This window comes from Pullulanibacillus sp. KACC 23026 (genome assembly GCF_029094525.1).
In the GTDB taxonomy this organism is placed as follows: domain Bacteria; phylum Bacillota; class Bacilli; order Bacillales; family Sporolactobacillaceae; genus KACC-23026.
The window spans coordinates 1,858,187-1,885,141 of the sequence record NZ_CP119107.1; the positions used below are offsets into that span (position 1 = coordinate 1,858,187).

Consider the following 26,955-nt stretch of genomic DNA (forward strand, 5'->3'; position numbering starts at 1 on the left):
AACGCTCTTTTTGGTGCTTTTACTTTTTGAAAAAAATGATAATATGGATTTAACTCATTTTGTAATAAATGGGCGATCGTTTTCGCTCCTCATCCACGAAAAGAGCGTGGCGGTGATGGGCAGGCTTGCCCGCAAAAAAGTGGTGTGCCTGGGGAAAATAGTATGCAAAGCTCGCTTACACACGAAAAAAGCGGTGCGCCCCGGGAAAATGGTGGGCAAGGTCCGGTTGCGCACGAAAACGGTTGTGCACCCAGTGAAAAAATTGGGCAAACTAGCCTTCGTTAAATACATTATTAAAGTAACTAATTTTCAAATCGACTAGGAGAAGCATCATGGAGGTTAATGGACATGAAGGCTATTTTATTAGGACTCTTAGCGTCCTTTTTCTTTGCTGTGACGTTTGTGCTTAATCGGATCATGAGTGATGGTGGAGGGAGTTGGATTTGGAGCGCGTCACTCCGCTATTTTTTCATGCTGCCGCTTTTATTGATCATTGTTTTGGTCAGAAGAAACATAGTCCCCTTATTTACTGAGATGAACAAACATCCATGGCAATGGCTGCTGTGGAGCTTTGTTGGCTTTGGCCTGTTTTATGCGCCGCTTTGCTTTGCGGCGGCTTTCAGTCCGGCCTGGCTTGTGGCAGGAACTTGGCAATTTACTATAATAGCCGGTTCTCTGTTAGTCCCTTTCTTTTATGAGACGGTCAAGACCGATCAAGGCTTGCTCAAAGTGCGGCGAAACATCCCTTTTAAGAATATGGGCATGTCCCTCATTATTTTAGCGGGAATAATAATTATGGAGGTTTCTCAAGCATCCAAAATGCCCTTAAGGTCGCTCCTTTTAGGTATATTTCCCGTTCTGATTGCTACTTTTGCTTATCCGCTTGGTAACCGAAAAATGATGGCGCTCTGTGAAGGACGGCTGGATGCTTATCAACGGACACTTGGGATGACGATTGCCAGCCTCCCATTATGGGTCCTTCTGTCTCTCTATCAGTTCATTCACGTAGGCTTGCCGAGTCGCGGTCAAACCTATCAATCTCTTATTGTTGCGCTTTTTTCTGGAGTGATCGCAACGGTTTTGTTTTTTACAGCCACCGATTTGGCCCAAGATGTTCAACAGTTAGCGATTGTTGAAGCAACTCAGTCTGGAGAAGTGGTATTTACATGGGCCGGCGAACGGCTGTTAATTCCTGGAACAGCGATTTCTGCATACGGGGCCATCGGGCTTTGTTTCGTTGTTATAGGAATGGTTCTGCACAGTCTGCAGTCAGCCTTTCGAAAACCAGCTAGACAGAGTAACGAATGTTCGAAAATATCTCAGAGGTAAGGCCGGCAAATGGTTTATCTGAACAGGTGCAGGAGGTTAACGATGCCAGTAGCAGCCATTCACGAGGGAATAAGAGGTTTGGTCGGTCGGTTTTTTGAAGAGCATTGGGGCTCGCCTGAAATGGTGATTTCAAGCGGTGTCTTTGATTGCAGTCAGTTAGATGGCTATGTGTGGCTGAATGAGGCAGAAGAAATCGTGGGCCTCATCACCTATCAGATCAGAGGTGAGGAACTTGAAATTATATCGCTGGACAGCATTGAAGAAGGAAAAGGCGTCGGAACAGCCCTTCTTAAAGAAGTTGAAAAAAAAGCTCGATACAGTCACTGTCTTAGGATTACCCTAATCACAACCAATGATAATCTGTCGGCACTTAGATTCTACCAAAAACGTGGTTATGTGTTGAGCCAACTATTAACAAATGCGGTCAGCAAAGCAAGAGAACGAAAGCCTGAAATCCCGCTTATCGGCAAAGATGGAATACCGATTCGAGATGAGCTCCGGCTTGAAAAATTTTTATAAAACGAGGAAGAAGTCCTGAAGCCCGCTTTAAAATAGTTTTGAGCGCTGGTGCAGCCATCGGCCATCATCCCCCTGACCAAACACCACTCAATTATCAGCAGTGGTCACAATTTGAAATGGTCAACCGCATCTCTAAATAGAATTTTTAAGATAAAGCGCTTCTTTTAATAGAAACGCTTTTCTTATAGGAAAAAAATGTTAAGCTATTACTAAGGTTTTGGAACCGCTTAAAGGATGGTTTTGACCTTCTTCGTATTTTTGTGTTGTATAAACAGACTGTGCCTCATTCATTCCATCATCCGCGGCTCGGACAAGTTCATGATAGAGGGAGTGGAATTTTTGTTAGTAAATGGCAGTTTATTAGTAGTAATGCTAATAGTAATTATATATAGTCTTGTTAGGGCGGTCATTCTTTTCTTTAGCAGAAAGAAGGGGAGACAAGTGTGTGGCTGGCGGGAAGTTTTGAGATTATTATTTGTGACTTACATAGCCTTAACCGTTTCAGTGACGCTCTTACCTTTAACGATAGGGATGCCTGTTCCAAGGCGGTTTGTTTACATGAAGCTTAATTTCATACCTATCCTTCCAATCATAAATGAGGTAAAAGAAATCGGTACAGCCTATGACGGCGATGTCTTTTTCATGATCAAACTCATTGTAAAAAATGTGATTGGGAATGTCATTCTGCTTATGCCCTTAGGATTTCTTGCTCCGTTATTGTGGAAAAAGACAAATGAGTTGCTTAAAATGTTTTTAATTGGTCTAGTAACCTCTATCTGTATTGAAAGTCTTCAGTTCATAGAAATTGTTTTTGGAATCGGTGACCTTCGCGCAGTCGATATTAATGATGTGATTTGTAATAGTCTGGGCGCGGTACTTGGCTTTGGCCTTTTAAAGCTTGTTTTATCAAAGCAGACAAGAGGATATATCGACGAAAACAAAAATTTAGAGAGGTGAGGTGTATAGTACGGCCTCATTTCATTTATAGCGCCTAGTTTAAGGGAGGATGTCCATGAGATCCATTATTTATCCAATGAGTTCCTTAATTTTGGGGATTTCTCTAGTCGTAGCGGCTCTGATTGTAAAGGATACTTTTAAGCAGCCTGTCACAAAATCAAAAACCACGGTTCAGAAACCAACCCCTTTGTCTATTCCTAATCCCAATCTCATGACTAAAGAACAATTGTCTGTGTATCTTCAAATAAGTGAAAAGACCATTGATAAAATCATTTCCGATGACGCCGCGAAGAAAGCTGAATTGGCCGACGAGAGCTATGATACCTATGAATTTCTCCCCTATTTAAAAATTGATGGACAGGAGAGATTCCTAAAATCAGAGGTGGACCTCTGGCTTCAATATCAAAATGATCATCATGATGAAGACCAAGAGACGCAATAAGCGCGCATGCTATTAAAGACTAAATGAAAATTGAACGATAAAAAGCACCGTTTTGGGAACATTACTTTTTGAGGTGATGTTCTTGAAGCGGCTTTTTTCGATTGTTTTAGTGATCAGTCTCTTAAATTTCCCGATAAAAACAGAAGCCCAAATACAAGGGCATACCATTGTTGCCCGATCTGACAAAGCGGGGATTACACTCTATGCTGAAGAAAGGGAAGGTCTTTACCGGGATTTTTACCTTAAATTTAATGGAGGAATGATCGTAGAACAGGATTGGAAAAATGTAACGAACCCTGCTTTTGCCCCGCAAATACAAACCGATGACCTAAACGGGGATGGTCAACAGGAATTGGTCATTCTATTGACAAAGGGAACCGAGACGGGTGTTTTTGTACAAGAGGTTCATGTCTTTCAGTACGAGAGAAGACAAATCGGGGATAGTGCGGTTAAAGTCCCATTTGAAACAGAGGTTATGGATCCCATCAAGTGGATTCGAAAAAACGTCACATCAACCGTCCACCGTAATCAAGCGGAAATCAAGATAAATGGGACCTCTTATACCGTTGACCTGAGAGCCTTAGCCCCTAAACACCTTTTTAAGAAGGTGATATTTGGAAATCGGATCACTTATGAAATTCGAAACCATCACTTAATAGCGAGGCTTGGAGGGGAAGTTTCTTCAGCCGGGGGACAAATGGGTGAACTTGTCATTACTTATACTTATAAGCATGATCATTTTCAACCTCAAACAGCCACTTTTTGCCTAAAAAAAGATGAACTGATAAATGCAGCGATGAATGGTTAAGGTTGAAATCGATCGTATTCAAACGTGCCACAAGGTGGGCTAATCTCCAAGAACTTTGAGCTCTAAGTGGTCTAAAGCTAGATTGACGTCATCTAACTTATAAATTTGTCTTTCTATGCAAAACTGAATGGCTAAGTCGAAAGGTTCGCTGTCAGAAAAAGAGTAACCTACCGAAGATAAGAGGTCTTCGGCTTCCTCTAAAGTTAGTTCAAGTGCTAAGGCTAATGAGATAATGGTATCTTTTCCAGGCCGGTAGTTCGAATTCGACCGTATTTTTGAAAAATGGCGGCGATCGATACCGGCTTTTTTATATATAGTGGGATCACTGTACCCTTTTTGATCAATTAAATTCAACAGGAGTTGGTTGAATGCAGGCCTCCGGTTCGTTTTGATATAGTCCTGAATATCTTCTAAAAAAGGCTCATTACAAAGGATAGGTCGAGTGGCTGAAAGTGCGAATCGCTTGTCAATATAGTTCTGTAATTCCTGCAGCAGTCCCTGGTTCAACATTCAATGTCCTCCTTCGTTGTCGCTTGGCAGGCGACCAAAAAAACATGTTTTACGGTTAATATTATAGCATCATGGATTGGGGAGGATGTTTTAAAATGAGAAAGACTCTTACGGAAATCATCTTTTTGTTAGACAGAAGTGGATCAATGGGAGGATTATAGGGGGACACAATTGGCGGCTTTAATGCTTTTGTTGAAAATCAAAGGCGGCTTAAAGGGGACACGTCTCTCACAGTTGTCCTGTTTGATGACAAGTATGAAATCTTGGTGAACGGCATTCAAGCCGATCGTGTAAGGCTTACCCCAAAAAACTATTTTGTACGCGGGACTACCGCTCTATATGATGCAATCGGGAAAACAATCAATGAGGTTGGAAATCGGTTGTCTAACACGGGAGAAGAAGAAAGACCTGCCAAAGTGATTTTTGTCATCACAACAGACGGCTTGGAGAATGCGAGTTGCGAATTTGACTATGAGAAAGTCCAAAGTATGATTCGTCATCAGCAAGAGGTCTATGATTGGGAGTTTATGTTCATGGGAGCTAATATTGATGCAGTCAAAGAAGCCGAAATGATCGGAATCTCTAATGGAAACGCGTTTAACTTCCAGGCATCTAGTGAAGGCATTAGTGAAATGTACAACGATATCTGCGAAAAAGTTTCCTCTTTTCGGTTTTCAGAAATTGATTAATAAAAAACACTTATAATGTCATACACTCATTGGTAGCTTAAGAACAGGGTGGAGGTCCCTCGAACATTGCAGTTATTTGAATTGAGAGTGACATTAAATCCTATTAAATTAATGACAAGTTAGTTTTAATTAGGTTAGGAAAATTGGAGATGATATAAATCGAGGTGAGCTAAATGAGAAAAATCATTTCAATGACCTTATTGTTGTTATTTTTATTTGGAACAAATTCAGATGCAGCCGCTCAATCAACTATGAAAGAACCATTTCCTTTTGAAAAGGTCTTGCTATCATTGATGTTCGAGGATATCCACAAAGCGGTCAACGAGAACTACGATTTTGAAGGCGTTCAGTTTTATAGAGGTAGAGTATTATATTTGAAAATGGAGGGCGGATTAAGTTTCATTATAACGATTCAAATTGAAACGTTCATAGGAGCCCATAACGATATCGGAACGGATACGTTAACGTTCAAGCGAGACGTTAATGGACTAAAGTTAACGGATTATAAGCACGCTGCTTCACCACAACAAAAGCAAAACTTAGAATGGTACTTCAAGAATTCGGATAACTCATAAAAGATCTCAAGAGAGCGGCCAATAGGCATTATCAAAAAGTGGGTTGCCGCGCCTTGCTACCACATCGTAACCCGCTCTATAGCAAGTCTTTAGAAGTAATAAAAAAAAACAATAATCTATTATGAAAACAGCCTTTTTAAAAGAAGTTATATACTTTCATTATTTATTATAGAATAATAGTTGACCTTTTTAATGGAAGGTGGTATATTGATAAACGTCGCTTCTGACAGATGGTTTTAACAAAGAAAAAACTTGTTGACTTCGTCTGGAAGAAATGTTATGATATTAAAGTCGCTTTTGAGAGACGGCGATTGATAGTGAAAGATTAATAGATTGTTTCGTACATTGAAAACTAAACAAAAACCAAAAGCGCCAGTCAAAGTCATACTTTGAGTTTAACGCTAGGAATCAAACGAACATATTTTTCAAAGGGGGACAGACCTCTTTTTAGAAGAGATCTGTCCCCATCAAAAGCCAGCGGTGCTTATAAACTGCACTTTTTTGAGAGTTTGATCCTGGCTCAGGACGAACGCTGGCGGCGTGCCTAATACATGCAAGTCGAGCGCGTGAAACTTCCAGATCCCTTCGGGGTGATGGTTGTGGATCGAGCGGCGGACGGGTGAGTAACACGTGGGCAACCTGCCTGTAAGACTGGGATAACTTCGGGAAACCGGAGCTAATACCGGATAATCATTGACACTGCATGGTGTCAATGTAAAAGATGGTTCTGCCATCACTTACAGATGGGCCCGCGGCGCATTAGCTAGTTGGTGGGGTAATAGCCTACCAAGGCGACGATGCGTAGCCGACCTGAGAGGGTGATCGGCCACACTGGGACTGAGACACGGCCCAGACTCCTACGGGAGGCAGCAGTAGGGAATCTTCGGCAATGGACGAAAGTCTGACCGAGCAACGCCGCGTGAGCGATGAAGGTCTTCGGATCGTAAAGCTCTGTTGTCAGAGAAGAACAAGTGATAGAGGAAATGCTATCGCCTTGACGGTATCTGACCAGAAAGCCCCGGCTAACTACGTGCCAGCAGCCGCGGTAATACGTAGGGGGCAAGCGTTGTCCGGAATTATTGGGCGTAAAGCGCGCGCAGGCGGCTTCTTAAGTCTGATGTGAAAGCCCACGGCTCAACCGTGGAGGGTCATTGGAAACTGGGGAGCTTGAGTGCAGAAGAGGAGAGTGGAATTCCACGTGTAGCGGTGAAATGCGTAGATATGTGGAGGAACACCAGTGGCGAAAGCGGCTCTCTGGTCTGTAACTGACGCTGAGGCGCGAAAGCGTGGGGAGCAAACAGGATTAGATACCCTGGTAGTCCACGCCGTAAACGATGAGTGCTAGGTGTTGGAGGGGCCACCCTTCAGTGCTGACGTTAACACATTAAGCACTCCGCCTGGGGAGTACGGCCGCAAGGCTGAAACTCAAAGGAATTGACGGGGGCCCGCACAAGCAGTGGAGCATGTGGTTTAATTCGAAGCAACGCGAAGAACCTTACCAGGTCTTGACATCCTCTGACCACCCTAGAGATAGGGCTTTCCCCTTCGGGGGACAGAGTGACAGGTGGTGCATGGTTGTCGTCAGCTCGTGTCGTGAGATGTTGGGTTAAGTCCCGCAACGAGCGCAACCCTTGATCTTAGTTGCCAGCATTCAGTTGGGCACTCTAAGGTGACTGCCGGTGACAAACCGGAGGAAGGTGGGGATGACGTCAAATCATCATGCCCCTTATGACCTGGGCTACACACGTGCTACAATGGGTGGTACAAAGGGCAGCGAAACCGCGAGGTCGAGCGAATCCCATAAAGCCACTCTCAGTTCGGATTGCAGGCTGCAACTCGCCTGCATGAAGCCGGAATTGCTAGTAATCGCGGATCAGCATGCCGCGGTGAATACGTTCCCGGGCCTTGTACACACCGCCCGTCACACCACGAGAGTTTGTAACACCCGAAGTCGGTGAGGTAACCGTAAGGAACCAGCCGCCGAAGGTGGGACAGATGATTGGGGTGAAGTCGTAACAAGGTAGCCGTATCGGAAGGTGCGGCTGGATCACCTCCTTTCTAAGGAAACGATTCTTAGCGTTAGGTGCTTTTGGTTATTTGTTTGGTTTTGAGTGTGTGAACACTCGAAATCGTCCCTTGAAAACTGGATAATGAAGTGCAAACAAGACATCAATTGTAACAAGGTTAAGCGAATAAGAGCGCACGGTGGATGCCTTGGCACTAGGAGCCGATGAAGGACGGAACGAACACCGATATGCTTCGGGGAGCTGTAAGTAGGCTTTGATCCGGAGATTTCCGAATGGGGAAACCCACTGCCCTGAACGGGCAGTATCCTTACCTGAATACATAGGGTATGGAAGGCAGACCTGGGGAACTGAAACATCTAAGTACCCAGAGGAAGAGAAAGCAAATGCGATTCCCTTAGTAGTGGCGAGCGAAACGGGAACAGCCCAAACCAAGAGGCTTGCCTCTTGGGGTTGTAGGACACTCATCCCGGAAGGGGAGCTGTAGACGAACCGGTTTGGAAAGGCCGGCCAGAGAAGGTAACAGCCCTGTAGTCGAAACAGACCCCCAACCTGAGTGGATCCTGAGTACGGCGGGACACGTGAAACCCCGTCGGAATCCGGGAGGACCATCTCCCAAGGCTAAATACTCCCTAGTGACCGATAGTGAACCAGTACCGTGAGGGAAAGGTGAAAAGCACCCCGGAAGGGGAGTGAAAGAGATCCTGAAACCGTGTGCTTACAAGTAGTCGAAGTCCTCCCCACCCACAAAAGCAGGCTTTTGCGGGGACACGGGGGGATGACGGCGTACCTTTTGTAGAATGGACCGGCGAGTTACGATCTTAAGCAAGGTTAAGTTGAAGAGACGGAGCCAGAGCGAAAGCGAGTCTGAATAGGGCGATAGTTTAAGGTTGTAGACCCGAAACCGTGTGATCTACCCATGTCCAGGGTGAAGTTCAGGTAACACTGAATGGAGGCCCGAACCCACGCACGTTGAAAAGTGCGGGGATGAGGTGTGGGTAGGGGTGAAATGCCAATCGAACTCGGAGATAGCTGGTTCTCCCCGAAATAGCTTTAGGGCTAGCCTCGAGGGAAGAGACTTGGAGGTAGAGCACTGATTGAGTGAGGGGCCCCCACAGGGTTACCGAGTTCAGTCAAACTCCGAATGCCAAGGACTCATCCTCGGGAGTCAGACGGCGAGTGATAAGATCCGTCGTCGAGAGGGAAACAGCCCAGACCATCAGCTAAGGTCCCCAAGTATACGTTAAGTGGCAAAGGATGTGGCGTTGCCCAGACAACCAGGATGTTGGCTTAGAAGCAGCCACCATTTAAAGAGTGCGTAATAGCTCACTGGTCGAGTGGCGCTGCGCCGAAAATGTAACGGGGCTAAACGTATCACCGAAGCTATGGATCCCAATGGGATGGTAGGGGAGCGTTCTAAGGGCAGAGAAGGTAAACTGGAAGGTTTGCTGGAGCGCTTAGAAGTGAGAATGCCGGTATGAGTAACGAAAAGAGGGGTGAGAATCCCCTCCGTCGAAAGCCTAAGGGTTCCTGAGGAAGGTTCGTCCGCTCAGGGTTAGTCGGGACCTAAGCCGAGGCCGGAAGGCGTAGGCGATGGACAACAGGTTGATATTCCTGTACCACCAGGAGACGTTTGAGCAATGGGGGGACGCAGGAAGGCAAGGCAAGCGCGCTGATGGATAGGCGCGTCCAAGCAGTAAGGCTGAAGGTGAGGCAAATCCCGCCTTCATAAGGCTGAGCTGTGATGGGGAGGGAATTTTAGTACCGAAGTGCCCGTGCTTACACTGCCAAGAAAAGCCTCTAGCGAGTCTCAAGGTGCCCGTACCCCAAACCGACACAGGTAGGCGAGGAGAGAATCCTAAGACGCTCGGGAGAACTCTCGTTAAGGAACTCGGCAAAATGACCCCGTAACTTCGGGAGAAGGGGTGCTTGGCGGGGTGAATAGCCCTGCTGAGCCGCAGTGAAAAGATCCAAGCGACTGTTTAGCAAAAACACAGGTCTCTGCTAAACCGAAAGGTGATGTATAGGGGCTGACACCTGCCCGGTGCTGGAAGGTTAAGAGGAGGGGTTATCCTTTTAGGAGAAGCTCTGAATTGAAGCCCCAGTAAACGGCGGCCGTAACTATAACGGTCCTAAGGTAGCGAAATTCCTTGTCGGGTAAGTTCCGACCCGCACGAAAGGTGCAACGACTTGGATACTGTCTCAACGAGAGACCCGGTGAAATTATAGTGCCTGTGAAGATGCAGGTTACCCGCGACAGGACGGAAAGACCCCATGGAGCTTTACTGCAGCTTGATATTGGATGTCTGTATCGATTGTATAGGATAGGTAGGAGCCTTTGAAGCCGGACCGCCAGGTTCGGTGGAGGCGTCGGTGGAATACTACCCTTTCGGTATGGACATTCTAACCCGGGACCGTAATCCGGTTCGGAGACAGTGTCAGGTGGGCAGTTTGACTGGGGCGGTCGCCTCCTAAAGAGTAACGGAGGCGCCCAAAGGTTCCCTCAGAATGGTTGGAAATCATTCGCAGAGTGTAAAGGCACAAGGGAGCTTGACTGCGAGACCTACAAGTCGAGCAGGGACGAAAGTCGGGCTTAGTGATCCGGTGGCGCCGCATGGAAGGGCCATCGCTCAACGGATAAAAGCTACCCTGGGGATAACAGGCTTATCTCCCCCAAGAGTCCACATCGACGGGGAGGTTTGGCACCTCGATGTCGGCTCATCGCATCCTGGGGCTGAAGTGGGTCCCAAGGGTTGGGCTGTTCGCCCATTAAAGCGGTACGCGAGCTGGGTTCAGAACGTCGTGAGACAGTTCGGTCCCTATCCGTCGCGGGCGTTGGAAATTTGAGAGGAGCTGTCCTTAGTACGAGAGGACCGGGATGGACACACCGCTGGTGTCCCAGTTGTTCCGCCAGGAGCACCGCTGGGTAGCTATGTGTGGACGGGATAAGTGCTGAAAGCATCTAAGCATGAAGCCCCCCTCAAGATGAGATTTCCCATGACTTTAAGTCAGTAAGATCCCTTAGAGATGATGAGGTAGATAGGTCCGAGGTGGAAGTGCGGCAACGCATGGAGCTGACGGATACTAATCGATCGAGGGCTTAACCTTAAATTAGTGTTTGTTTGACTTCCTATCTAGTTTTGAAGGTATGATCCTTCAATTGAATACTTTGTCCGGTGGTTATGGCGAAGAGGTCACACCCGTTCCCATCCCGAACACGGCCGTTAAGCTCTTCAGCGTCGATGGTAGTTGGGGGCTTCCCCCTGCAAGAGTAGAACGCCGCCGGGCAATCGATAAAGGAATCGTTTAAATGACGATTCCTTTTTTACATAGGATCATTAATTATTGATAGTGGCTGTGCCCCTGCGCTTAACCTTGGTTTAAAAGAATGAGGTTATGCGCAAATCAAAAAGGTGTCAATCGAAGAAGGGGACCCACGAAGTATTCCAAGCAAGTAGATTGGCAAGAGTAGAACACCGCCAGGCAACTGCAAAAAGGAGAATTGCGATTAAGCAGTTCTCCTTTTTGCGTTTATAGAGTGGTGGTGCGGCGTTTCTAACGGACACTGAGTCCATTAGACGGCTAAAGGCAGCAGGGTCCCTTGAATATGGATTTTTCAGAAAAAGAGGGTTGCTTCCCATGTCTACTTCGATTATTATCTAATTAGATGGTTATCGAAGTAGCTGGTTTAACCAACGTTAAGAAACAGGTGTTTGATGGGAGGAAAGCGTCTTATGCAATTAGATCGTTTGGTTAATTTTCATAAGACTATGGGGGACGAGACGCGAATTAAAATTATTGCTTTATTAAAAGAAGGGCCGCTTCATGGTCAGGCAATTGCAGGGAAGTTGGGGCTGACACCCTCGACGATATCACACCATCTGACCAAACTGCGGGATGTCGCGATTATTTATTCACGTCGGGACAAAAATACAATTTATTATTATCTAGATGAAAGGAAGCTGGATTACATGGCAAAATCCATTTTGAATTTGGGTAATGAAAAGGAGGGATTTCAGGTCGAGCCGGAAGAAAAGGCCAAAATCATTCAAAACTTTTTGCTTCCTGATGGCCGATTAAAGCAGATTCCTGCCCAGAGAAAGAAAAAGTTAATCATTTTGGAGTATATGGTGAAACGCTTAGAAAAAGGGAGAAAGTATAAAGAAAAGGAAATCAACGAATTTATCAGGCAATTCCACGAGGATTTTGCCACCATTCGTCGCGAATTTATCATGTGTCAGTTCATGACGCGGCAAGATGGGATTTACGAGCTTAATCCTGTTGAAATGTGGATGATATAATGAAGAAACACTCAAGTTCGGATTCCCACTTGATCGCTTGAGTGTTAAAAATGTTAAGTTTCCGTTTTGCCTGAGCTTAATCATTTTATTAAGTAAGCGCAACCATTTATAATGTAATAGAAAGAATCGTTTCATAATTGTATATGGGAGAGTGGGATAGTTGAAGTATACACAGCTCGGTCGTTCGGGAATGAAAGTGAGTCAGCTTTGTCTTGGAACTATGAATTTTGGTCCTGTTACAGAGGAAAAGGAAGCTTTTCGAATTATGGACGCGGCTCTGGATGCGGGGGTTAATTTCTTCGATACTGCCAATGTCTATGGTGGGAATGAACGGAGAGGGTGGACAGAGGAAATCCTTGGCCGCTGGTTTGCTCAAGGCGGCAATCGCCGTGAAAAGGTGGTTCTCGCAACAAAAGTGTACAACCCAATGAACGATGCCAATGATGGCCCGAATGATGAGCGCAGTCTCTCTGCTTATAAAATTCGCCGTCATTTAGAAGGCTCTCTAAAACGTTTACAAACCGATCATATTGAACTGTATCAAATGCACCACATCGACCGCAACGTCTCATGGGACGAGCTGTGGGAGGTTTTCCAATCACTTGTTCAACAAGGCACGATTGATTATGTGGGTTCAAGTAACTTCGCTGGCTGGGATTTAGTAAAAGCTCAAGCCGCTGCGAAAGAACGTCATTTTTTAGGACTTGTATCTGAGCAGCATAAATACAGCCTTCTCTGCCGCTATCCCGAGTTGGAGGTTCTTCCTGCAGCTAAGGATCAAGGAATTGGGGTTATTGTTTGGAGTCCACTCGATGGTGGTCTGCTTGGAGGAAATGCTCTCAATCCGGAAAAAGGTTCACGTTCGGCTAATCAGACTGAACGAATCGAAAAGCATCGGGCTCAGCTCGAAGCATTTTCTAAGTTTTGTAAGGAATTTGGTGAGCAAGAAGCGGACGTTGCCCTTGCTTGGGTGCTAAAGCAACCGGCCATCACAGCCCCTATTATTGGACCAAGAACGATTGGCCAATTTGAGCAGGCATTGCGCGCAGTGGAAATTGAATTTGACCAAGCGGCACTTGATCGCCTTGATGAAATTTTCCCTGGATATGGAGAAGCCCCTTATTCCTATGCGTGGTAATGTCATTTATAAAATTCGTCCTTCCAATGCGGGAGGACGAATTTTATTTTACAGCCAGCAAAGCACCATCATGAAAAATCCCTTCACAACAACCTTATCCCTTAAAAATGGTTTTGAATCTCTTTCTGCAAGAATAAATTGAACCAAAGAGACTTGTGGGGTGATGGGAATGTTAGAAGAGGCACAAGATGCGATTCATCAACTCATTCGGTTTTTAACCACTCATCAATCAGAGGATGGTTCTTGGCATTTTTGCTTTGAGAGCACGCCGATGACGGATGCCTATATGATTCTGTTAATTAGAGCGCTTGAAATGGAGGATGAAGAGGCGCTGGTTCAAGAGTTGGTGAGGCGTTTGGAATGGACACAATCATCAGTTGGGTCATGGAAGGCTTATCCGGATGAAAAAGAAGGCAATCTGTCATTGACGATAGAGGCTTATACAGCACTACTTTTTTCAGGTTACGTGGATAGGCAGGAATTAACGATGATGAAAGCACGTCGTTTTATTAAAATGCATGGTGGAATCAGGGCAGCTTCTTCTATGACAAAAGTGGTGTTAGCCGTAATGGGGGAGTACGACTGGCCAGTATTCTTGCCCGTTCCCTTGGAGTTTATTCTGCTTCCCAATTCAGCCCCCTTAAATTTCTATGATTTATCGGTTTATGCCCGTGCTCATATGACGCCTGTCCTTCTTCTTGCCGATCATAAATTTTCGGTCCACTTATCCAAAAAAACTGAGTTAGCTGAGCTAATAGGAGACCGCACTAGTGATGACTGGCGATTAAATGAGGGCCGATCCTTTTCATCGTTTATACAGGAGGCCGTGGAGACGTTAAATGGGCTCCCGCATGAACTCCACAAGGAAGCTGCTCTGAAAGCTGTGCAGTATATGTTTGATCATTTGGAAGCCGATGGGACCTTTTACAGTTATTTTTCTTCGACCTTTCTGATGATTTTTGCCCTTCTCGCCCATGGTTATTCGAAAAAGGCCCCTGTTATCTTAAAAGCTTTCGAGGGGCTAAAGGGGCATCTCAGCCGCACGCGAGGCACCCTTCATGCACAAAATGCTGTTTCAAGAGTCTGGGATACGGCGCTTCTTTCCTATGCCATGCAAGAAGCGGGCATCCGATACGATCATCCGTCTGTACAAGCTGCCAATCAATTTTTGTTAAGGCATCAGCATACGAATTATGGGGACTGGGCGATACATAACCCCCATGTGAAGCCAGGGGGATGGGGATTTTCACATACTAATACGATGAATCCGGATGTCGATGATACGGCTGCAGCCTTGAGAGCATTAAGGCCGGCAGCGAAACACCAACAGGCTGTCTTTGAACATTGGCATCGCGGGTTAGCTTGGATTCTTAGTATGCAAAATGATGACGGCGGTTGGGCGTCATTTGAGAAAAATACCGATAAAAAAATTTTAAAGCTCATTCCTTTTGATGGGGCCGACGCAGCGAGCATTGACGAATCATCTGCCGATTTGACAGGGCGAGTCCTTGAGTTTCTTGGTCATTTTACTGGGCTTCCATCTACCTATCCGAAGATTAAAAACGGTGTAGAGTGGCTGCGAAGGAATCAAGAAGCGGATGGCTCTTGGTACGCTCGGTGGGAAGTAGGTTATATTTACGGAACATGGGCTGCCATAACAGGAATGCGAGCGGTGAACCTTCATCCAGAAGACCCCACCATTCAAAAAGGGATCCGGTTTTTACTGAAGAATCAAAATGAAGATGGCGGCTGGGGTGAATCCTGTGAAAATGATGTCGTAAAGCATTATGTACCGCTTGGAAAAAGCACTTTATCACAAACCGCCTGGGCAGTGGATGCGCTCATTTCGGTATACGACAAGCCGACACCAGAAATGGATCGAGGCATAAAAAGCCTGCTCACCCAACTCAGTCAATTTCAAGATACCTTCACCTACCCAACCGGTGCCGGACTCCCAGGCACCTTCTACACCTACTACCACAGCTACAACCTCATCTGGCCCCTCCTAACCCTCGGACACTATCTAAACTGAAACGCGGGGACGGTTCTCTCGTTTCACTTGAACCGTTGAAACGGAGGGACGGTTCTCGCGTTCCACTCGAAACGGAGTAACGCTTCTCCTGTTTCACTGCAAAGGGGGATCTTATGTTTTGGCTTTCTGCCAATGTTGATTGCTGCTTTTCTATGTAGCGGTCGCTCCCGGAAAGTGGGCTAGTTGACCTCTTTTCGCCTTTATAATCAGCAAAGTTTTTAAGGACCTTCATCTAAAAGAAAGGCTGTTTTCGTAAACTTTGTTGTTTTTAGGCTCCAAAAAGCTCGCTTTCCGCGGGCAATCCGTGGGCCTCCTCGGCAAAATACGCCTGCGGGGTCTCACCTGTCTTGCCTATTCCCGCAGGAGTCTCGCCTATTTCCACCTATTTTTTATCAACTAGCAACAATCTTTTAGAAAAGAGCCAAAAGAAAAAACCCTCACGTGGAGGGCTATGGTCAGTCTTTACGTTCCTCTAACTCTCTGCTGACTTTTGAGACCGTAATGCGATCTTCACCTGAACTCGGCTGTACAGCATTTTTACCTTTAATGATGTTGCGCTTTGACTTGGATCCCTTGCTCACAAATCATCGACTCCTTAGAATAGTCTTCATCAAACGCTAGCTTTTACCTAACGCCTAGTAATTATGTAAGGGAAAGCAGCTATTAAGAGATCTAACCAAAACGATTCAGACGAGGTGCCGTAAAAAACTATTGCCACTCCTGAAAGGCTTTCAGTTCGTCGATAAAACGTTCCACTGCAGCGGCTTGAAATCCTACCTTCCTATAGATAAGTGAAAGGGATCGTTTAGGAAAGTCAAAGTTTTGGAGCGTCAAGGGCTTCACTTTTTGCTCGGCGATGGGAGGGGCGGCCGCTATTTTCGGAACAACCGCAAGCCCCATCTCATTTTCCACCATCTTGACCATGACCTCAATACTATCGGTTTCCAGTCTTATCGGAAGTTGGGAGAGCCCAATGTCTTTAAACAATTCATCAATAAAACGTCTGAAGCCCGTCCCTTGCTGATACGTGATGAGGGAGTGCTCTCTCAAATCATCTGGAAGGAGCGCTCTTTCTGGAAAAACAGTAGCAAAAGGAGCAATTAGGACCAGCTCCGATGTTTTTAACGGGAGACGTTCGATTGCCTCATGGTCAATGTCAGTTGTGATGAGCCCGACATCAATTTCATAATTAAGCAGTTTTTCCAGGACGTGTCTTGAATTTCCCGACACCAATTTATAAGTCATTTTCGGGTATTTCTTATGAAAAAAATAAAGAAAGGTGGGTAAAACAAATTGATTAATCGTTAAGCCAGCCCCAATCAGAATGTTTCCACGGTCGGCCTCATCCAGCATGCGAATATCGTCGCGCACCTGGCTAAAATTTTTTAACATTAATTTGGCCCTCTCAAACAGAAGCGATCCCGCTTTATTTAAAATTAATCGTTTTCCTATGCGGTCGAAAAGAGGGACACCGAATTCTTCTTCAAGCAGTTGAACCCGTCTTGTCACACTGGGCTGTGTGGTCGTTAATTGCTCAGCGGCTTTGGAGATACTTCCGCTTTCTACAACCGTCACGAACGTTTCAAATAGGACGAGCATGGAGGCACCTTCCTGTCAATTTAATATACGATAATTGTATCATAACTATAAAAATGATTCATTTTTATTATATTTCGATTAGGTTTAGAATAAAGGTGAAAACAAGTTGTGGGAGGGACCAGTAATGGTGAAGGTCATTTTAGGTGCGCAGTGGGGCGATGAAGGTAAAGGGAAGATGATCGATTATTTAGCTGATCAGGCAGAAATCGTGATTCGCTATCAGGGTGGAAGCAATGCGGGACATACCATAGTGAACGAGTATGGCCAATCGGTTCTTCATTTGATTCCATCCGGTATTTTTAATCCGGAAACAAAATGTGTGATTGGGACGGGTGTTGTTGTCCATCCAGAGGACCTGTTAAGTGAAATCAATCAATTAATGGAAAAAGGCATCTCGAAACACCAAATTGAAAAGCAACTCATGATTTCGGAGCGTGCGCATTTGGTCATGCCTTATCATGTTGTACTTGATAAATTAGATGAGCAAAAAAGGCGTCAAAAAATTGGGACGACATTAAAAGGGATCGGTCCTGCTTACGTCGATAAAGTGGGACGAAATGGACTTCAAGTGGGGGATCTCCTTCATTTAGAAGCCATAAAGGGTCGCGTTCAAGAAATTGTACAAAATAAAAACGAGATTATCACTAAATTATACAATGGGACACCGCTTGAGTTTGACTCTATTTGGAACAAGCTTAAGGACTATCGAGAACAATTAGCCCCTTTTATAAAAGATACGCAGCGAATCGTCCTCGACGCGATTAAAAATAAGAAACAGATCTTGGCAGAAGGGCAGCTTGGCGTGATGCGTGATCTGGACTGGGGAGCCTATCCTTTTGTCACGTCCTCTAACCCTATTGCAAGTGCGGTCGGTGTCGGGATCGGAATACCGCCTCATAAAATTAATGATGTGTTAGGCATCTGTAAAGCCTACACCACGACCGTTGGTGAAGGAGAGTTTATCACGGGTCTTGATGATGAAGTCGGTGTTTTCTTAGGTCAAAAAGGGCAAGAATTTGGAGCGACAACAGGCAGGGTTCGAAACTGCGGCTGGCTGGACTTACCTGCCGTGAAATATGGGGCAGAGATTAACGGCTACACAGGAATCGCTTTAACAAAAATTGATGTGTTGAGCACTTTGTCAGAGCTCAAAATCTGTACCCGCTACCGTCATAAAGAAACAGGAGAAAGAGTCGACACGCTCCGTCCCTATATTGAAATGGGTCAGCTAGAGCCTGTCTATGAAACATTGCCAGGCTGGGAAGATGATCTTTCGACTTGTCGAACCTATGAAGATCTTCCCAAAAATGCCATTGCCTACATTGAAAAAATCGAACAATTTTTAGGTGTACCGATCCAATACATCTCAGTTGGCTCACATCGTGAACAAACCCTTATAAAAGAATAGTTGATCAATGAAAGACTTAAACGGCGGCCTTTGTGACTTATAAGGGTCGCCTTAGTTTTTTTCTAAAATTAATGAAAGAAAATTCAGGGTTTATTACAGGGGTTAATTCCTCTAATATAGGAGTAAGATAAGAGATTAGGAGGGGGCTCCTTGATGCTTGCACAGACTTTTTCATTCAAGACGGCCTGGTCTTGCTGGTTCATCAATAAGTCCAAAGAGGGGATGTCGTTTGAAAATTTCCAGGAAGAGGAATCGAACCAGGAGAAACACCTGAAGAGGCTTGCATAAGAGAAGTTAAAGAAGAGACCGGCTATGACGTGAAGGTGACTCGGCTTCTTCGTTCGGATGACGATAAATATACTTTTTTAGCTGAACTAACAGGGGAAGAAATAGGCTTTGATTGAACGCTTGAAGATCATGCAAATTTAATTGATGTCGCAAGGCTGGCACCAGACGACCGCGAAAAGTGGGATGATTATACACTGCCCATTCTCAAACTCTATGAAACAATTGTGAAGAAAGAGGTGTTAAAATGACGGGACAAGCTTTCTATGTGGCTTCCAGTTTTCGGAATAAGGAAGCTGTTCACTATGTAGCGGATCAATTAAAACGTTTAGGTTTGCACCAAACCTATGATTGGACGATCCATGCTGACTCAAGAGGCACTTTATCGGTTGAAGAGTTAAAGCAAATTGGGGAACAAGAAATGCAGGCGGTCGGGGAGGCTGATTTTATAGTTGCTCTCCTGCCAGGCGGAAAGGGAACGCATGTCGAGATAGGGATGGCCTTGGCGCTAAGAAAACCGCTTTTTCTCTATTCTCTTGATGACGCGATTGACCATGTGGAGGCGACTGCGACCTTCTACCATTTGTCTGGTGTGACGAAATGCTTCGGGAGTTTAGAAGAGTTAGTGGAGACGATAATTGGGCAACATTCAAGAAAAACACTTTGCAAAGAAGGTGATGGGGTATGAGCGTCTCCATTAAATTAGGAACGGGACAGGAGATCGATTTGGCTCATGGGTTAATGCGTGCAGCCTTTGAGGAGTACCGATACTTGGATGTTCCTTCAAGTGCTTTAATAGAGCCGATCGACCAATTAAAAGAAGCTTATCAAAATGGAAAGGAACAGTTTATTTTATGTTCATTAGATGAACAAGTTGTCGGATCATCGAGATTTCAATTGAAGGAAGAGGGGCTTTACTTTTCTAGACTGTCTGTTACTCCGAAAGCAAGAGGAAAGGGCCTTGCTAAAGCAATGCTGCTTTGGTTAGAGGACTACGCGAAGAATCTTGGAAAAACGAAAATAGAATGCCGAGTGAGACTGTCCCTTCCAAAAAACATTTTACTTTATAAATCTCTTGGCTATCAAGTGATCCTTGAAGAAAGGGTCATCAGTGCAAGCGGCCGTGAGGTTATGACAGTTGTTATGGTGAAAGAAATTTAAGCAATGCGGTGCTTTATAGTCTTATATAAAGAAGGTGTCAGAATGAATTTAACAGCAAAGGATGGTAGGGAGTTTACCATTCGAAAGTATCGTGAGGCCGATATTGAAGACATTCAAAGATTAAACAAAGAAGAGGGATGGACAAATCTCGTTGAAAAACAAGATGTGACAAAACGGGCATGGGACAACTCTAATGTAGCTTATATTGTTTCTGATGGAGAGGCTATTGTTGCCTATATAAGAGGATTGACGGACCAGTCTGTCACGCTTTTTATCTGCGAATTGATGATTGACAAGGATTACCGCGGCTTAGGGATTGGACAAGCATTCCTAAGCTTTGTCCACCATATGTATCCTACAACTCGAATTGAGATGCTCGCTTCAAGCACTTCCCATACGTTCTATGAGCAGCTCGGATATCGAGATAGGGGGACGGTTCTCGCGTTTCTGAAACGCGAGAACCGTCCCCCTATTTTATTTGTTGACAAACGGACATATCTCCGTTTATGATAAATTGGAGAGTTCTCCGTTTGGCTTTAAGACACCTGATTGGTTAATCGTAATCGCGCTCCTAGTAGAATTAGACCCTTTAAAAACAGAAAAAATCTCACTAAAGGCATAGGTAGATCCAATAAAATATGAAAGGAGCGGATTCCTGGAATCGGAGCCAGCTTATTTAAAGGGTCGATCAGCACTTATTGGAACGGACAGCAAACTAGCTATCCAGATGATTTTAAGAATCCCGTGACGCCAATCGGTGCCTCACACAAAAAGTGCGTATATTTGGAGGATCGAATGGTATAGGTTATAATTTTAGGGTGTTTTTTTACCGAGTATTTAAATATGGAGGGAAAAAAATGAGTTTATATAATCCAGAGAAAACAGCTGTTGTCGTGATTGATTTACAAAAAGGAATTGTCGGCTTTCCTTGTGCGCCACTCTCATCTAAAGAAGTGGTTGAGCAATCTGCCAAAATCGTGCATGCGTTTCGAGAAGCAGGCAGTCCGGTTTTTCTAGTTCATGTTGGACCGCATGATGGGAAAGATGCGCTCCAGCCGATCACCGATAATCCACCGCAACCTGCGCACGAATTACCGGATGATTGGATGGAATTCGTTGAAGAGCTTAACGTTCAACCAAGTGATATTCTTATTACGAAGCGCCAATGGGGAGCATTTTACGGAACTGAATTAGATTTACAACTGCGTCGCCGTGGAATCGATACCATTGTTCTTTGTGGTATTGCGACTGATATCGGTGTAGAAACCACTGCTAGAGAAGCGTTTCAACATGGCTATAATCAGATCTTTGTATCAGATGCGACGACTGGTTTATCTAAAGAAACCCACGAGCATACATTTAAGTACATATTCCCAAGAATGGGGAGAATACGTACAACAGAAGAAGTTCTCCAAAATGATCGCTAATTAAGTTTCATTTATTAAATGGAACGTCAAGTGTGATTCATTTTGTTTGAGAGGCGAATGCCACACCTATACAAGTGCTGAACCGATTGCGGTTTGGCGCTTTTTTGTCTAATCAAAAAGTCGTTTTGATTCTATAAGAAAATCTTATCAAATGGTATAACAAATTTATTATTTCCTTATTGAAATTTAAGGAATAGACTGGAAGTGAGGATAGTTGTCGATGGTGAAAGTTGATAAATGGGGTTAGAGGAGGTTTGTTTATTATGATTATTGGTCTACATCATGCTCAAATTACAATCCCAAAAGGGGCCGAGGAAGCAGGCAGACAGTTTTACTGCGGAATTCTTGGGTTACAGGAGAAAGAAAAGCCTGCATCCTTAAAAGGGCGCGGGGGTTTTTGGCTAGAAGTCGGAGATCAGGCTGTTCATATCGGAACAGAAGATGGGGTGGATCGATTAACGACAAAAGCTCATTTAGCCTATCAAGTTGAGGATCTCTCCTATTGGAGAAGGGTGTTAGAACAAACGAACATTCAACTAATTGAGGGGGTTCCCATTCCAGGATTCGACCGTTTCGAATTCAGAGACCCTTTTGGAAACCGGGTGGAAATGATTCAAGTATTGGACCATAAAATTGGAAGTTAAGGGGCGTTTAATAAAAGTTTTATTGGAATGGAGAAGAACTTCTTAGTGTTTAAAGATTTAAAAGAGAGGGTATTTTCTTCAGAAGCTAAGCGATTATCTGATAAGGAATTGGTTTCGATCTTAGAAAAATCATTTTCAGACTCAAGTTTCTCCTTAGAGGGGGGAAAGTCAAATGCGGATTGCCAAAAAAGGGATATAAAAATTTTAAAATTACTATCAAACACTTATAGAAATAAAAAAGTGGTAATAGGGACTCACGGCGCTGTGATGACTCTGATGATGGGATATTTTGATCGTCATTTGGATTTGAATTTCTTATATAGTACATCTAGACCTGATATTTATAAACTCGAATTTAATGAGCAAGAATTAGTGACGATTAAACGATTATGGACTGTCGACGGTGGAACGAATCAATAAAACCTTTTTGTCGATCAAAGGGAGTGCTTCTTCATTAAAATGAAGAGGCATTTTTAATTTATCTCACTTTCAATGGCTAACGAATGTTATTATAGAATATAAAGAATGTTCGGTTTAAACCACGAAAAAAATGGGGGATTAGAAGTTAGAAGAATATGTTTCATTATAAAGTTTGGGAAGTATTGTGCGATGTTTGCTAATAGAGCTAAGAGATCACTGGCCAGTCATCGACTCTTTTTCCTATGTACAAATGATCTATGATAATTGAATAATTACTAATCTATGAAGAGAGAAAAGGAGATAAAAGATGTTTCCCACATTAGAAACAGAAAGATTATGGCTTAGAGAAATTGCAAAGGATGATGCAGAAGACCTATTTGCTTGTTTTTCTAATGAAAGAGTCATGCGATTTTATGGACAAGAAACTTTAGAGAGAATTGAACAAGCGGAGGCATTTGTTGACTTCTTTGCTAAAAACTACAAGAAAAAAAGGGGATTACGTTGGGGAATCGAAATAAAAGGAACTCAAGGAATAATTGGTACAATTGGATTTAATGCATGGTCACCTAAACATAGACGAGCAGAAATTGGCTATGAGATACATCCGGAACATTGGAGAAAGGGCTACACTTTCGAAGCTGTTTCGAGAGTGATTCAATTTGGATTTAACGAGTTTGGACTCACTCGAATAGGGGCAATTGTCTTCAAAGAAAACGTAGCATCTAGCCAATTGTTGACCAAATTTGGCTTTCAACAAGAAGGCATTCTGAGGGACTATATATACCAGAATGGACAGGTATACGATACAAATGTCTACTCAATCCTAAAAAATAATAGATAAGGTTAATTTTTCGCTGAAGGTCGGCGACAGTCCCCGGCTTTTTCTTGTTGCACCAAAGGTCTAGGCCATTGAATGACAAAGATGTTTTCGAAACTTTAGGGCTTTTGAAGTACATACTGTAAACGGTTAGTTAGATTGAAGAATAACTAAAGGAGCTATTTCAATTATAGACCTTTCCAAAATGCCTTGTAATCAGACAACCGCTTTATTTGCAGCCCCTGATGGATACATTCACGAATTATTAGCTAAAACAATTAATCAATTGAAAGGTGATCTTAATCAGTGACTTATTCGGTTCATACGTATGTTCAAGAAATGATCGGTTTATATACAGCACACACGGATGAAAAATATGCTCAATGGTCTAAAAGTTACTTGAGAAATCAATTCGAATTCTTAGGTATCCGAACGCCTCTACGACGAAAATTAACTTATCAATTCATAAAAGAAAACGGATTACCACAAAAAGAAGAGCTAAAAGATGTCGTATTTAGCCTCTGGGATCTCCCTGAGCGTGAATACCAAAAAGCTGCCCTTGATATTCTGGAAAAATCAAAGAAAGTATTAACCAGCGATGATATGCCTTGGTTATCAGATTTGATCGTGAAAAAATCGTGGTGGGATACAGTAGACACGCTTTCGGCTCATATTATGGGGGATTTGCTTACAACGAATGATAAGATCATTCTGTCCTTTCCTGATAAATGGATTGATGATGAGAATATTTGGCTACAGAGGTCAGCTATCTTGTATCAACTCTACTATAAAGGTGAAACAGATGAGGAACGATTATTCCGATACATTGTTAGACGGGCAACTAGCGATGAATTTTTTGTACAGAAAGCAATTGGCTGGATCTTGCGAGAATACGCCAAAACTTGTCCCGAGAGCGTATTATCTTTTGTTACGAATCATACATTAAAACCACTCAGTAAGCGAGAAGCATTAAAACATTTTAAAGCTAATATTTTATAATGATTTATTTAATAATGAGTGAGGCTGAGACAGAAGTGTTTGACGAATAGAAAAAATTTGAACTTATTCACACCTTTTAACGTGATGGGTTTGGTTTTTCATTTATAAGTTAAGACATTTATGAAATGCTCCGTCAAAATACATCGCTTTTTGCGGGCACGGCACTCGCGTAGCGGTTGTTATACCTCTCAGTCTAAATTTAAGAAGAAGTATGAAATGAGGGAGAGAAATGCTAGATAAATCATTACCGTATTTTAACATCATAATGAAAAGACCATCGGGTACGCCACCCTTTCATTTTGAATTACCCCAAGGATACACTTTTACTGAGTTTACACAAGGAACTGAGAATCAATGGGCAGAAATTGAAACCTCGGTTGGAGAATTTGAAACGGTTGGTGATGCTCTTCATTACTTTCATACTCATTATTTACCTTTTTCAGATGAACTTAAAAAACGACTTCTCTTTGTTCAAAACAAAGAGGGAGAAAAAGTGGGAACCATAACGGGTTGGTTTGATCATTTGGATCAGAAACAAGTTCCATCTATTCATTGGTTCGCTGTTAAAGAAAGTGACCAGGGCTATGGTCTTGGAAAGGCACTGGTTTCTGAATGTCTCAATAAATTATTGAATCTTGATGGCAATAGGGATGTTTTCTTACATACACAAACTTGGAGTTACAAAGCGATTGCTCTTTATTTAAAGGCCGGTTTCGAACTGGTTAAAGAAGGAACTTTTGCTCATTACAAAAATGATTATGAGCAGGCAATTCCCATTTTAAAACAGGTTGTTAAACTATAATCATCTTTATAAGTAGGGGATGGAAGTATGGGATACATTGAGGAAATAAGAAAATGGATAGGGACGAAACCAATAATTATGGTTGGGGCTACGATTATTGTTAGGAATGATCAAGAAGAGATTTTATTACAACACCGTTCGGATACTAAAGAGTGGGGACTACCCGGAGGAGCAATGGAATTAGGCGAAAGTCTAGAGCAAACTGCTGAGAGAGAACTTTTTGAAGAAACAGGTTTAATTGCGAGAAGCTTTGAATTCATTGATAGTCTTTCAGGTCGTCATCTCTATTATAAATATCCGAATGGTGATGAAGTCTATAATGTAATTTGTGTTTACCGAGCACGAGACGTAAGCGGTGAGTTTGCAATGAATGACGGTGAAAGTTTGGATTTAAAGTATTTCTCTGTCAACCAATTACCCTCACAACTAGATGAAAGAGCAAAGATAATTATTGAAAAGCATTTTACTTAGCCTAGAAATCAGTTCGTGGACTCATTCACTTCATGAAACATAACTTGAAGTCCTGCCCTGAAAATATCCAAGTTGTTTAGGCTATCCCATTTTCATCACCTTTAGTGGTGCCGTAAAATACGTCATGGGAGGCTATTCATTAAAATGCGGAGGTCAGTATGGATATTCGGTTATTGAATCGGAATGAACAACCACCTATTAATTTGTTGCTATTGGCAGACCCTTCTCAAACGATTGTCGAGGATTATTTAGACAGGGGAACATGTTATATTGCGGAATGTAATACTGAAGTTGTTGGCGTATATGTCCTATTGCCTACGCGTCCTGAAACGATTGAGTTAGTCAATATCGCAGTAGAAGAAGAACATCAAGGACGAGGCATTGGAAAACGCTTAGTTACGGATGCCGTTCATCGAGCTAAAAGAAACGGGTATACAACGATTGAAGTAGGAACAGGAAATTCAAGTATTGGTCAACTCGCCCTTTATCAAAAATGCGGCTTTAGAATGACTGGTATTGACAGGGGCTACTTTATTAGACATTACGAAGAAGCCATTTTTGAGAATGGCATTCAGTGCAGGGATAGGGTTCGTTTATCTCAAGATTTGTAAGTTGGGAGGCTAGATTTTATTGAATGAGCGAATGTATAGCTCAAGAAAATGCAGTCGTTTTCTTATTGATTCTAAATAGAGAGATTGGGAGATTAACATGGGAGAAGACCATTTCTTTGTGTATCACATTGTAACTAGGAATAAAATGAGTCTTGGGCAAATTATCCAATTTGGCGATGCTCAAATGAACACCTTATATCGTTTTTTCTTTGAAAAGGAACAGGTGAATGCCAAAGGAGAAGACTTCATCCGGATTTTACAAAGTCATTACACAAATGAAGGATTAACATTGGATAAGGAAAATGCCGACGTAGCTATTAAGTATGTAGGACAAACAACTAGAGCGATTAGAGAAGTAATAGTCGAAATGGTTCGCTTAAAAGACTATCCTCAATATCCTTCGAGATTATCCTGCTTATACGCTGCTAAAAGCTATGAAGACGCATTGAAGTGGAAACAATTATTTGATTCATACAATCGAAAGGTCTTGCAGATTGTTCAATTAAAAGTAGTTGGAAAATATTTTGAGGGGGATGCGGAACGGTTACCAAAAGAAGATGGCGTTCCTTTCTCTAAAAAGATAGAGCAGGCAAGAGACTATTGGAAGGGTAATGTAAACAATAAACTTCCAGAGTTGTTGATTGATGGAAGGATTGAAGTTGTCGAGATTCTTGATGTTTATGAATAAGTCTTTCACTCAATGTTGGCGTTTCATCAATCACATCTTTTCACCTTGTATAAAAAAGTTTACCTAAAGAAAAATATTTATCCAACTCTAATACATGTAGTTTGAGCAAAAAAGCAACCTCAAGGCTAAAATAATTTCCGATAAAAAAGCATGTTAGAGAGTGACTAAAGGTCACTTTCCTAACATGCTTTTGAGAAGGAATGTTAGGGGTTTGGAGAAGAATTCCATGCCTTTTTGAATGCTTATGTGCTGGCAAGAACTGGTGAGCAGTTGCGTCGTTTACAGGGAGGTTACATTCA

At 43.3% G+C, this 26,955-nt stretch carries 28 protein-coding genes, 3 rRNA genes and 1 pseudogene; 29 read left to right on the forward strand and 3 right to left on the reverse strand.

What is annotated here, in order from left to right:
- The first annotated feature begins 10 nt into the window (after nucleotides 1–10).
- From PU629_RS08655 to PU629_RS08680, 6 genes are all read left to right on the forward strand, one after another.
- Entirely contained in the window at nucleotides 11–322 is a 312-nt protein-coding gene (locus PU629_RS08655; protein ID WP_275283871.1) for a hypothetical protein, read from the forward strand.
- 26 nt (nucleotides 323–348) lie between these two features.
- Nucleotides 349–1,329, forward strand: coding sequence for a DMT family transporter (locus tag PU629_RS08660; protein ID WP_275283872.1), 981 nt, complete (start codon nucleotides 349–351; stop codon nucleotides 1,327–1,329).
- A 42-nt stretch (nucleotides 1,330–1,371) separates the two neighbouring features.
- On the forward strand, nucleotides 1,372–1,848 hold the full coding sequence (locus PU629_RS08665; protein ID WP_275283873.1) for a GNAT family N-acetyltransferase: 477 nt from the start codon (nucleotides 1,372–1,374) through the stop codon (nucleotides 1,846–1,848).
- Nucleotides 1,849–2,310: 462 nt separating this feature from the next.
- Nucleotides 2,311–2,805 carry a VanZ family protein gene (locus PU629_RS08670; RefSeq protein WP_275283874.1) on the forward strand — a complete coding sequence of 165 codons (495 nt, stop codon included), beginning with the start codon at nucleotides 2,311–2,313 and terminating at the stop codon, nucleotides 2,803–2,805.
- A gap of 55 nt (nucleotides 2,806–2,860) precedes the next feature.
- A complete protein-coding gene (locus PU629_RS08675; RefSeq protein ID WP_275283875.1) occupies nucleotides 2,861–3,247 on the forward strand; it encodes a Clp protease ClpB in 387 nt (128 codons plus the stop codon).
- Between the two features lie 82 nt (nucleotides 3,248–3,329).
- Entirely contained in the window at nucleotides 3,330–4,055 is a 726-nt protein-coding gene (locus PU629_RS08680; RefSeq protein WP_275283876.1) for a DAHP synthetase I family protein, read from the forward strand.
- Between the two features lie 39 nt (nucleotides 4,056–4,094).
- On the opposite strand, the gene PU629_RS08685 is transcribed toward PU629_RS08680, so the two are convergent.
- A complete protein-coding gene (locus PU629_RS08685; protein ID WP_275283877.1) occupies nucleotides 4,095–4,565 on the reverse strand; it encodes a hypothetical protein in 471 nt (156 codons plus the stop codon).
- 266 nt (nucleotides 4,566–4,831) lie between these two features.
- Here PU629_RS08685 and PU629_RS08690 point away from each other — a divergent pair, with 266 nt between their 5' ends.
- The 8 genes from PU629_RS08690 to shc all read left to right on the forward strand — a co-directional run bounded on the left by PU629_RS08690 (nucleotide 4,832) and on the right by shc (nucleotide 15,324).
- On the forward strand, nucleotides 4,832–5,254 hold the full coding sequence (locus tag PU629_RS08690; RefSeq protein WP_275283878.1) for a VWA domain-containing protein: 423 nt from the start codon (nucleotides 4,832–4,834) through the stop codon (nucleotides 5,252–5,254).
- A gap of 173 nt (nucleotides 5,255–5,427) precedes the next feature.
- Complete coding sequence (locus tag PU629_RS08695; protein ID WP_275283879.1) at nucleotides 5,428–5,829, forward strand: DUF3888 domain-containing protein; 402 nt, start codon at nucleotides 5,428–5,430, stop codon at nucleotides 5,827–5,829.
- A 497-nt stretch (nucleotides 5,830–6,326) separates the two neighbouring features.
- Nucleotides 6,327–7,887: ribosomal RNA gene (locus PU629_RS08700) — 16S ribosomal RNA — on the forward strand.
- A gap of 124 nt (nucleotides 7,888–8,011) precedes the next feature.
- Nucleotides 8,012–10,961 (forward strand): 23S ribosomal RNA (locus PU629_RS08705).
- Between the two features lie 64 nt (nucleotides 10,962–11,025).
- Nucleotides 11,026–11,141 (forward strand): 5S ribosomal RNA (rrf, locus tag PU629_RS08710).
- The 16S, 23S and 5S rRNA genes sit together here, the layout of an rRNA operon.
- A 446-nt stretch (nucleotides 11,142–11,587) precedes the next feature.
- Nucleotides 11,588–12,154, forward strand: coding sequence for a DUF2087 domain-containing protein (locus PU629_RS08715; protein WP_275283880.1), 567 nt, complete (start codon nucleotides 11,588–11,590; stop codon nucleotides 12,152–12,154).
- 160 nt (nucleotides 12,155–12,314) lie between these two features.
- On the forward strand, nucleotides 12,315–13,292 hold the full coding sequence (locus PU629_RS08720; RefSeq protein WP_275283881.1) for an aldo/keto reductase: 978 nt from the start codon (nucleotides 12,315–12,317) through the stop codon (nucleotides 13,290–13,292).
- A gap of 169 nt (nucleotides 13,293–13,461) precedes the next feature.
- Nucleotides 13,462–15,324 carry a squalene--hopene cyclase gene (gene shc, locus PU629_RS08725; RefSeq protein WP_275283882.1) on the forward strand — a complete coding sequence of 621 codons (1,863 nt, stop codon included), beginning with the start codon at nucleotides 13,462–13,464 and terminating at the stop codon, nucleotides 15,322–15,324.
- Nucleotides 15,325–15,779: 455 nt separating this feature from the next.
- On the opposite strand, the gene PU629_RS08730 is transcribed toward shc, so the two are convergent.
- Nucleotides 15,780–15,905, reverse strand: a complete 126-nt coding sequence (locus PU629_RS08730) for a hypothetical protein (protein ID WP_275283883.1) — start codon at nucleotides 15,903–15,905, stop codon at nucleotides 15,780–15,782.
- Nucleotides 15,906–16,032: 127 nt separating this feature from the next.
- Nucleotides 16,033–16,923, reverse strand: coding sequence for a LysR family transcriptional regulator (locus PU629_RS08735; RefSeq protein ID WP_275283884.1), 891 nt, complete (start codon nucleotides 16,921–16,923; stop codon nucleotides 16,033–16,035).
- Between the two features lie 124 nt (nucleotides 16,924–17,047).
- Here PU629_RS08735 and PU629_RS08740 point away from each other — a divergent pair, with 124 nt between their 5' ends.
- From PU629_RS08740 to PU629_RS08805, 15 genes and pseudogenes are all read left to right on the forward strand, one after another.
- Complete coding sequence (locus PU629_RS08740; protein ID WP_275283885.1) at nucleotides 17,048–18,331, forward strand: adenylosuccinate synthase; 1,284 nt, start codon at nucleotides 17,048–17,050, stop codon at nucleotides 18,329–18,331.
- A gap of 150 nt (nucleotides 18,332–18,481) precedes the next feature.
- Nucleotides 18,482–18,619: a hypothetical protein gene (locus tag PU629_RS08745; RefSeq protein ID WP_275283886.1), complete on the forward strand. Its 138-nt coding sequence runs from the start codon at nucleotides 18,482–18,484 to the stop codon at nucleotides 18,617–18,619.
- Nucleotides 18,616–18,735: an NUDIX hydrolase gene (locus PU629_RS22460; RefSeq protein ID WP_343076314.1), complete on the forward strand. Its 120-nt coding sequence runs from the start codon at nucleotides 18,616–18,618 to the stop codon at nucleotides 18,733–18,735. The genes PU629_RS08745 and PU629_RS22460 overlap by 4 nt, the downstream gene beginning before the upstream one ends.
- Before the next feature lie 128 nt (nucleotides 18,736–18,863).
- On the forward strand, nucleotides 18,864–19,304 hold the full coding sequence (locus PU629_RS08750; RefSeq protein ID WP_275283887.1) for a nucleoside 2-deoxyribosyltransferase: 441 nt from the start codon (nucleotides 18,864–18,866) through the stop codon (nucleotides 19,302–19,304).
- On the forward strand, nucleotides 19,301–19,777 hold the full coding sequence (locus tag PU629_RS08755; RefSeq protein WP_275283888.1) for a GNAT family N-acetyltransferase: 477 nt from the start codon (nucleotides 19,301–19,303) through the stop codon (nucleotides 19,775–19,777). Before PU629_RS08750 ends, PU629_RS08755 begins: the two co-directional genes overlap by 4 nt.
- A 42-nt stretch (nucleotides 19,778–19,819) precedes the next feature.
- On the forward strand, nucleotides 19,820–20,287 hold the full coding sequence (locus PU629_RS08760) for a GNAT family N-acetyltransferase (protein WP_275283889.1): 468 nt from the start codon (nucleotides 19,820–19,822) through the stop codon (nucleotides 20,285–20,287).
- Nucleotides 20,288–20,634: 347 nt separating this feature from the next.
- On the forward strand, nucleotides 20,635–21,204 hold the full coding sequence (locus PU629_RS08765; RefSeq protein WP_275283890.1) for a hydrolase: 570 nt from the start codon (nucleotides 20,635–20,637) through the stop codon (nucleotides 21,202–21,204).
- Nucleotides 21,205–21,467: 263 nt separating this feature from the next.
- The gene (locus PU629_RS08770; protein WP_275283891.1) at nucleotides 21,468–21,848 is read left to right on the forward strand and encodes a VOC family protein; all 381 of its coding nucleotides are present in this window, start codon (nucleotides 21,468–21,470) and stop codon (nucleotides 21,846–21,848) included.
- A 21-nt stretch (nucleotides 21,849–21,869) separates the two neighbouring features.
- Nucleotides 21,870–22,268: pseudogene (locus tag PU629_RS08775) on the forward strand (histidine phosphatase family protein); the annotation flags it as partial.
- 307 nt (nucleotides 22,269–22,575) lie between these two features.
- Nucleotides 22,576–23,109: a GNAT family N-acetyltransferase gene (locus PU629_RS08780; protein WP_275283892.1), complete on the forward strand. Its 534-nt coding sequence runs from the start codon at nucleotides 22,576–22,578 to the stop codon at nucleotides 23,107–23,109.
- 282 nt (nucleotides 23,110–23,391) lie between these two features.
- Nucleotides 23,392–24,084 (forward strand): DNA alkylation repair protein, encoded by a 693-nt coding sequence (locus PU629_RS08785; RefSeq protein ID WP_275283893.1) that lies wholly within the window; start codon nucleotides 23,392–23,394, stop codon nucleotides 24,082–24,084.
- A 229-nt stretch (nucleotides 24,085–24,313) separates the two neighbouring features.
- Nucleotides 24,314–24,886 (forward strand): GNAT family N-acetyltransferase, encoded by a 573-nt coding sequence (locus tag PU629_RS08790; protein ID WP_275283894.1) that lies wholly within the window; start codon nucleotides 24,314–24,316, stop codon nucleotides 24,884–24,886.
- Between the two features lie 27 nt (nucleotides 24,887–24,913).
- A complete protein-coding gene (locus PU629_RS08795) occupies nucleotides 24,914–25,357 on the forward strand; it encodes an NUDIX hydrolase (RefSeq protein ID WP_275283895.1) in 444 nt (147 codons plus the stop codon).
- Nucleotides 25,358–25,515: 158 nt separating this feature from the next.
- Nucleotides 25,516–25,968: a GNAT family N-acetyltransferase gene (locus tag PU629_RS08800; RefSeq protein WP_275283896.1), complete on the forward strand. Its 453-nt coding sequence runs from the start codon at nucleotides 25,516–25,518 to the stop codon at nucleotides 25,966–25,968.
- Nucleotides 25,969–26,065: 97 nt separating this feature from the next.
- Nucleotides 26,066–26,656: a DUF2441 domain-containing protein gene (locus tag PU629_RS08805; RefSeq protein WP_275283897.1), complete on the forward strand. Its 591-nt coding sequence runs from the start codon at nucleotides 26,066–26,068 to the stop codon at nucleotides 26,654–26,656.
- Nucleotides 26,657–26,955: the final 299 nt, after the last annotated feature.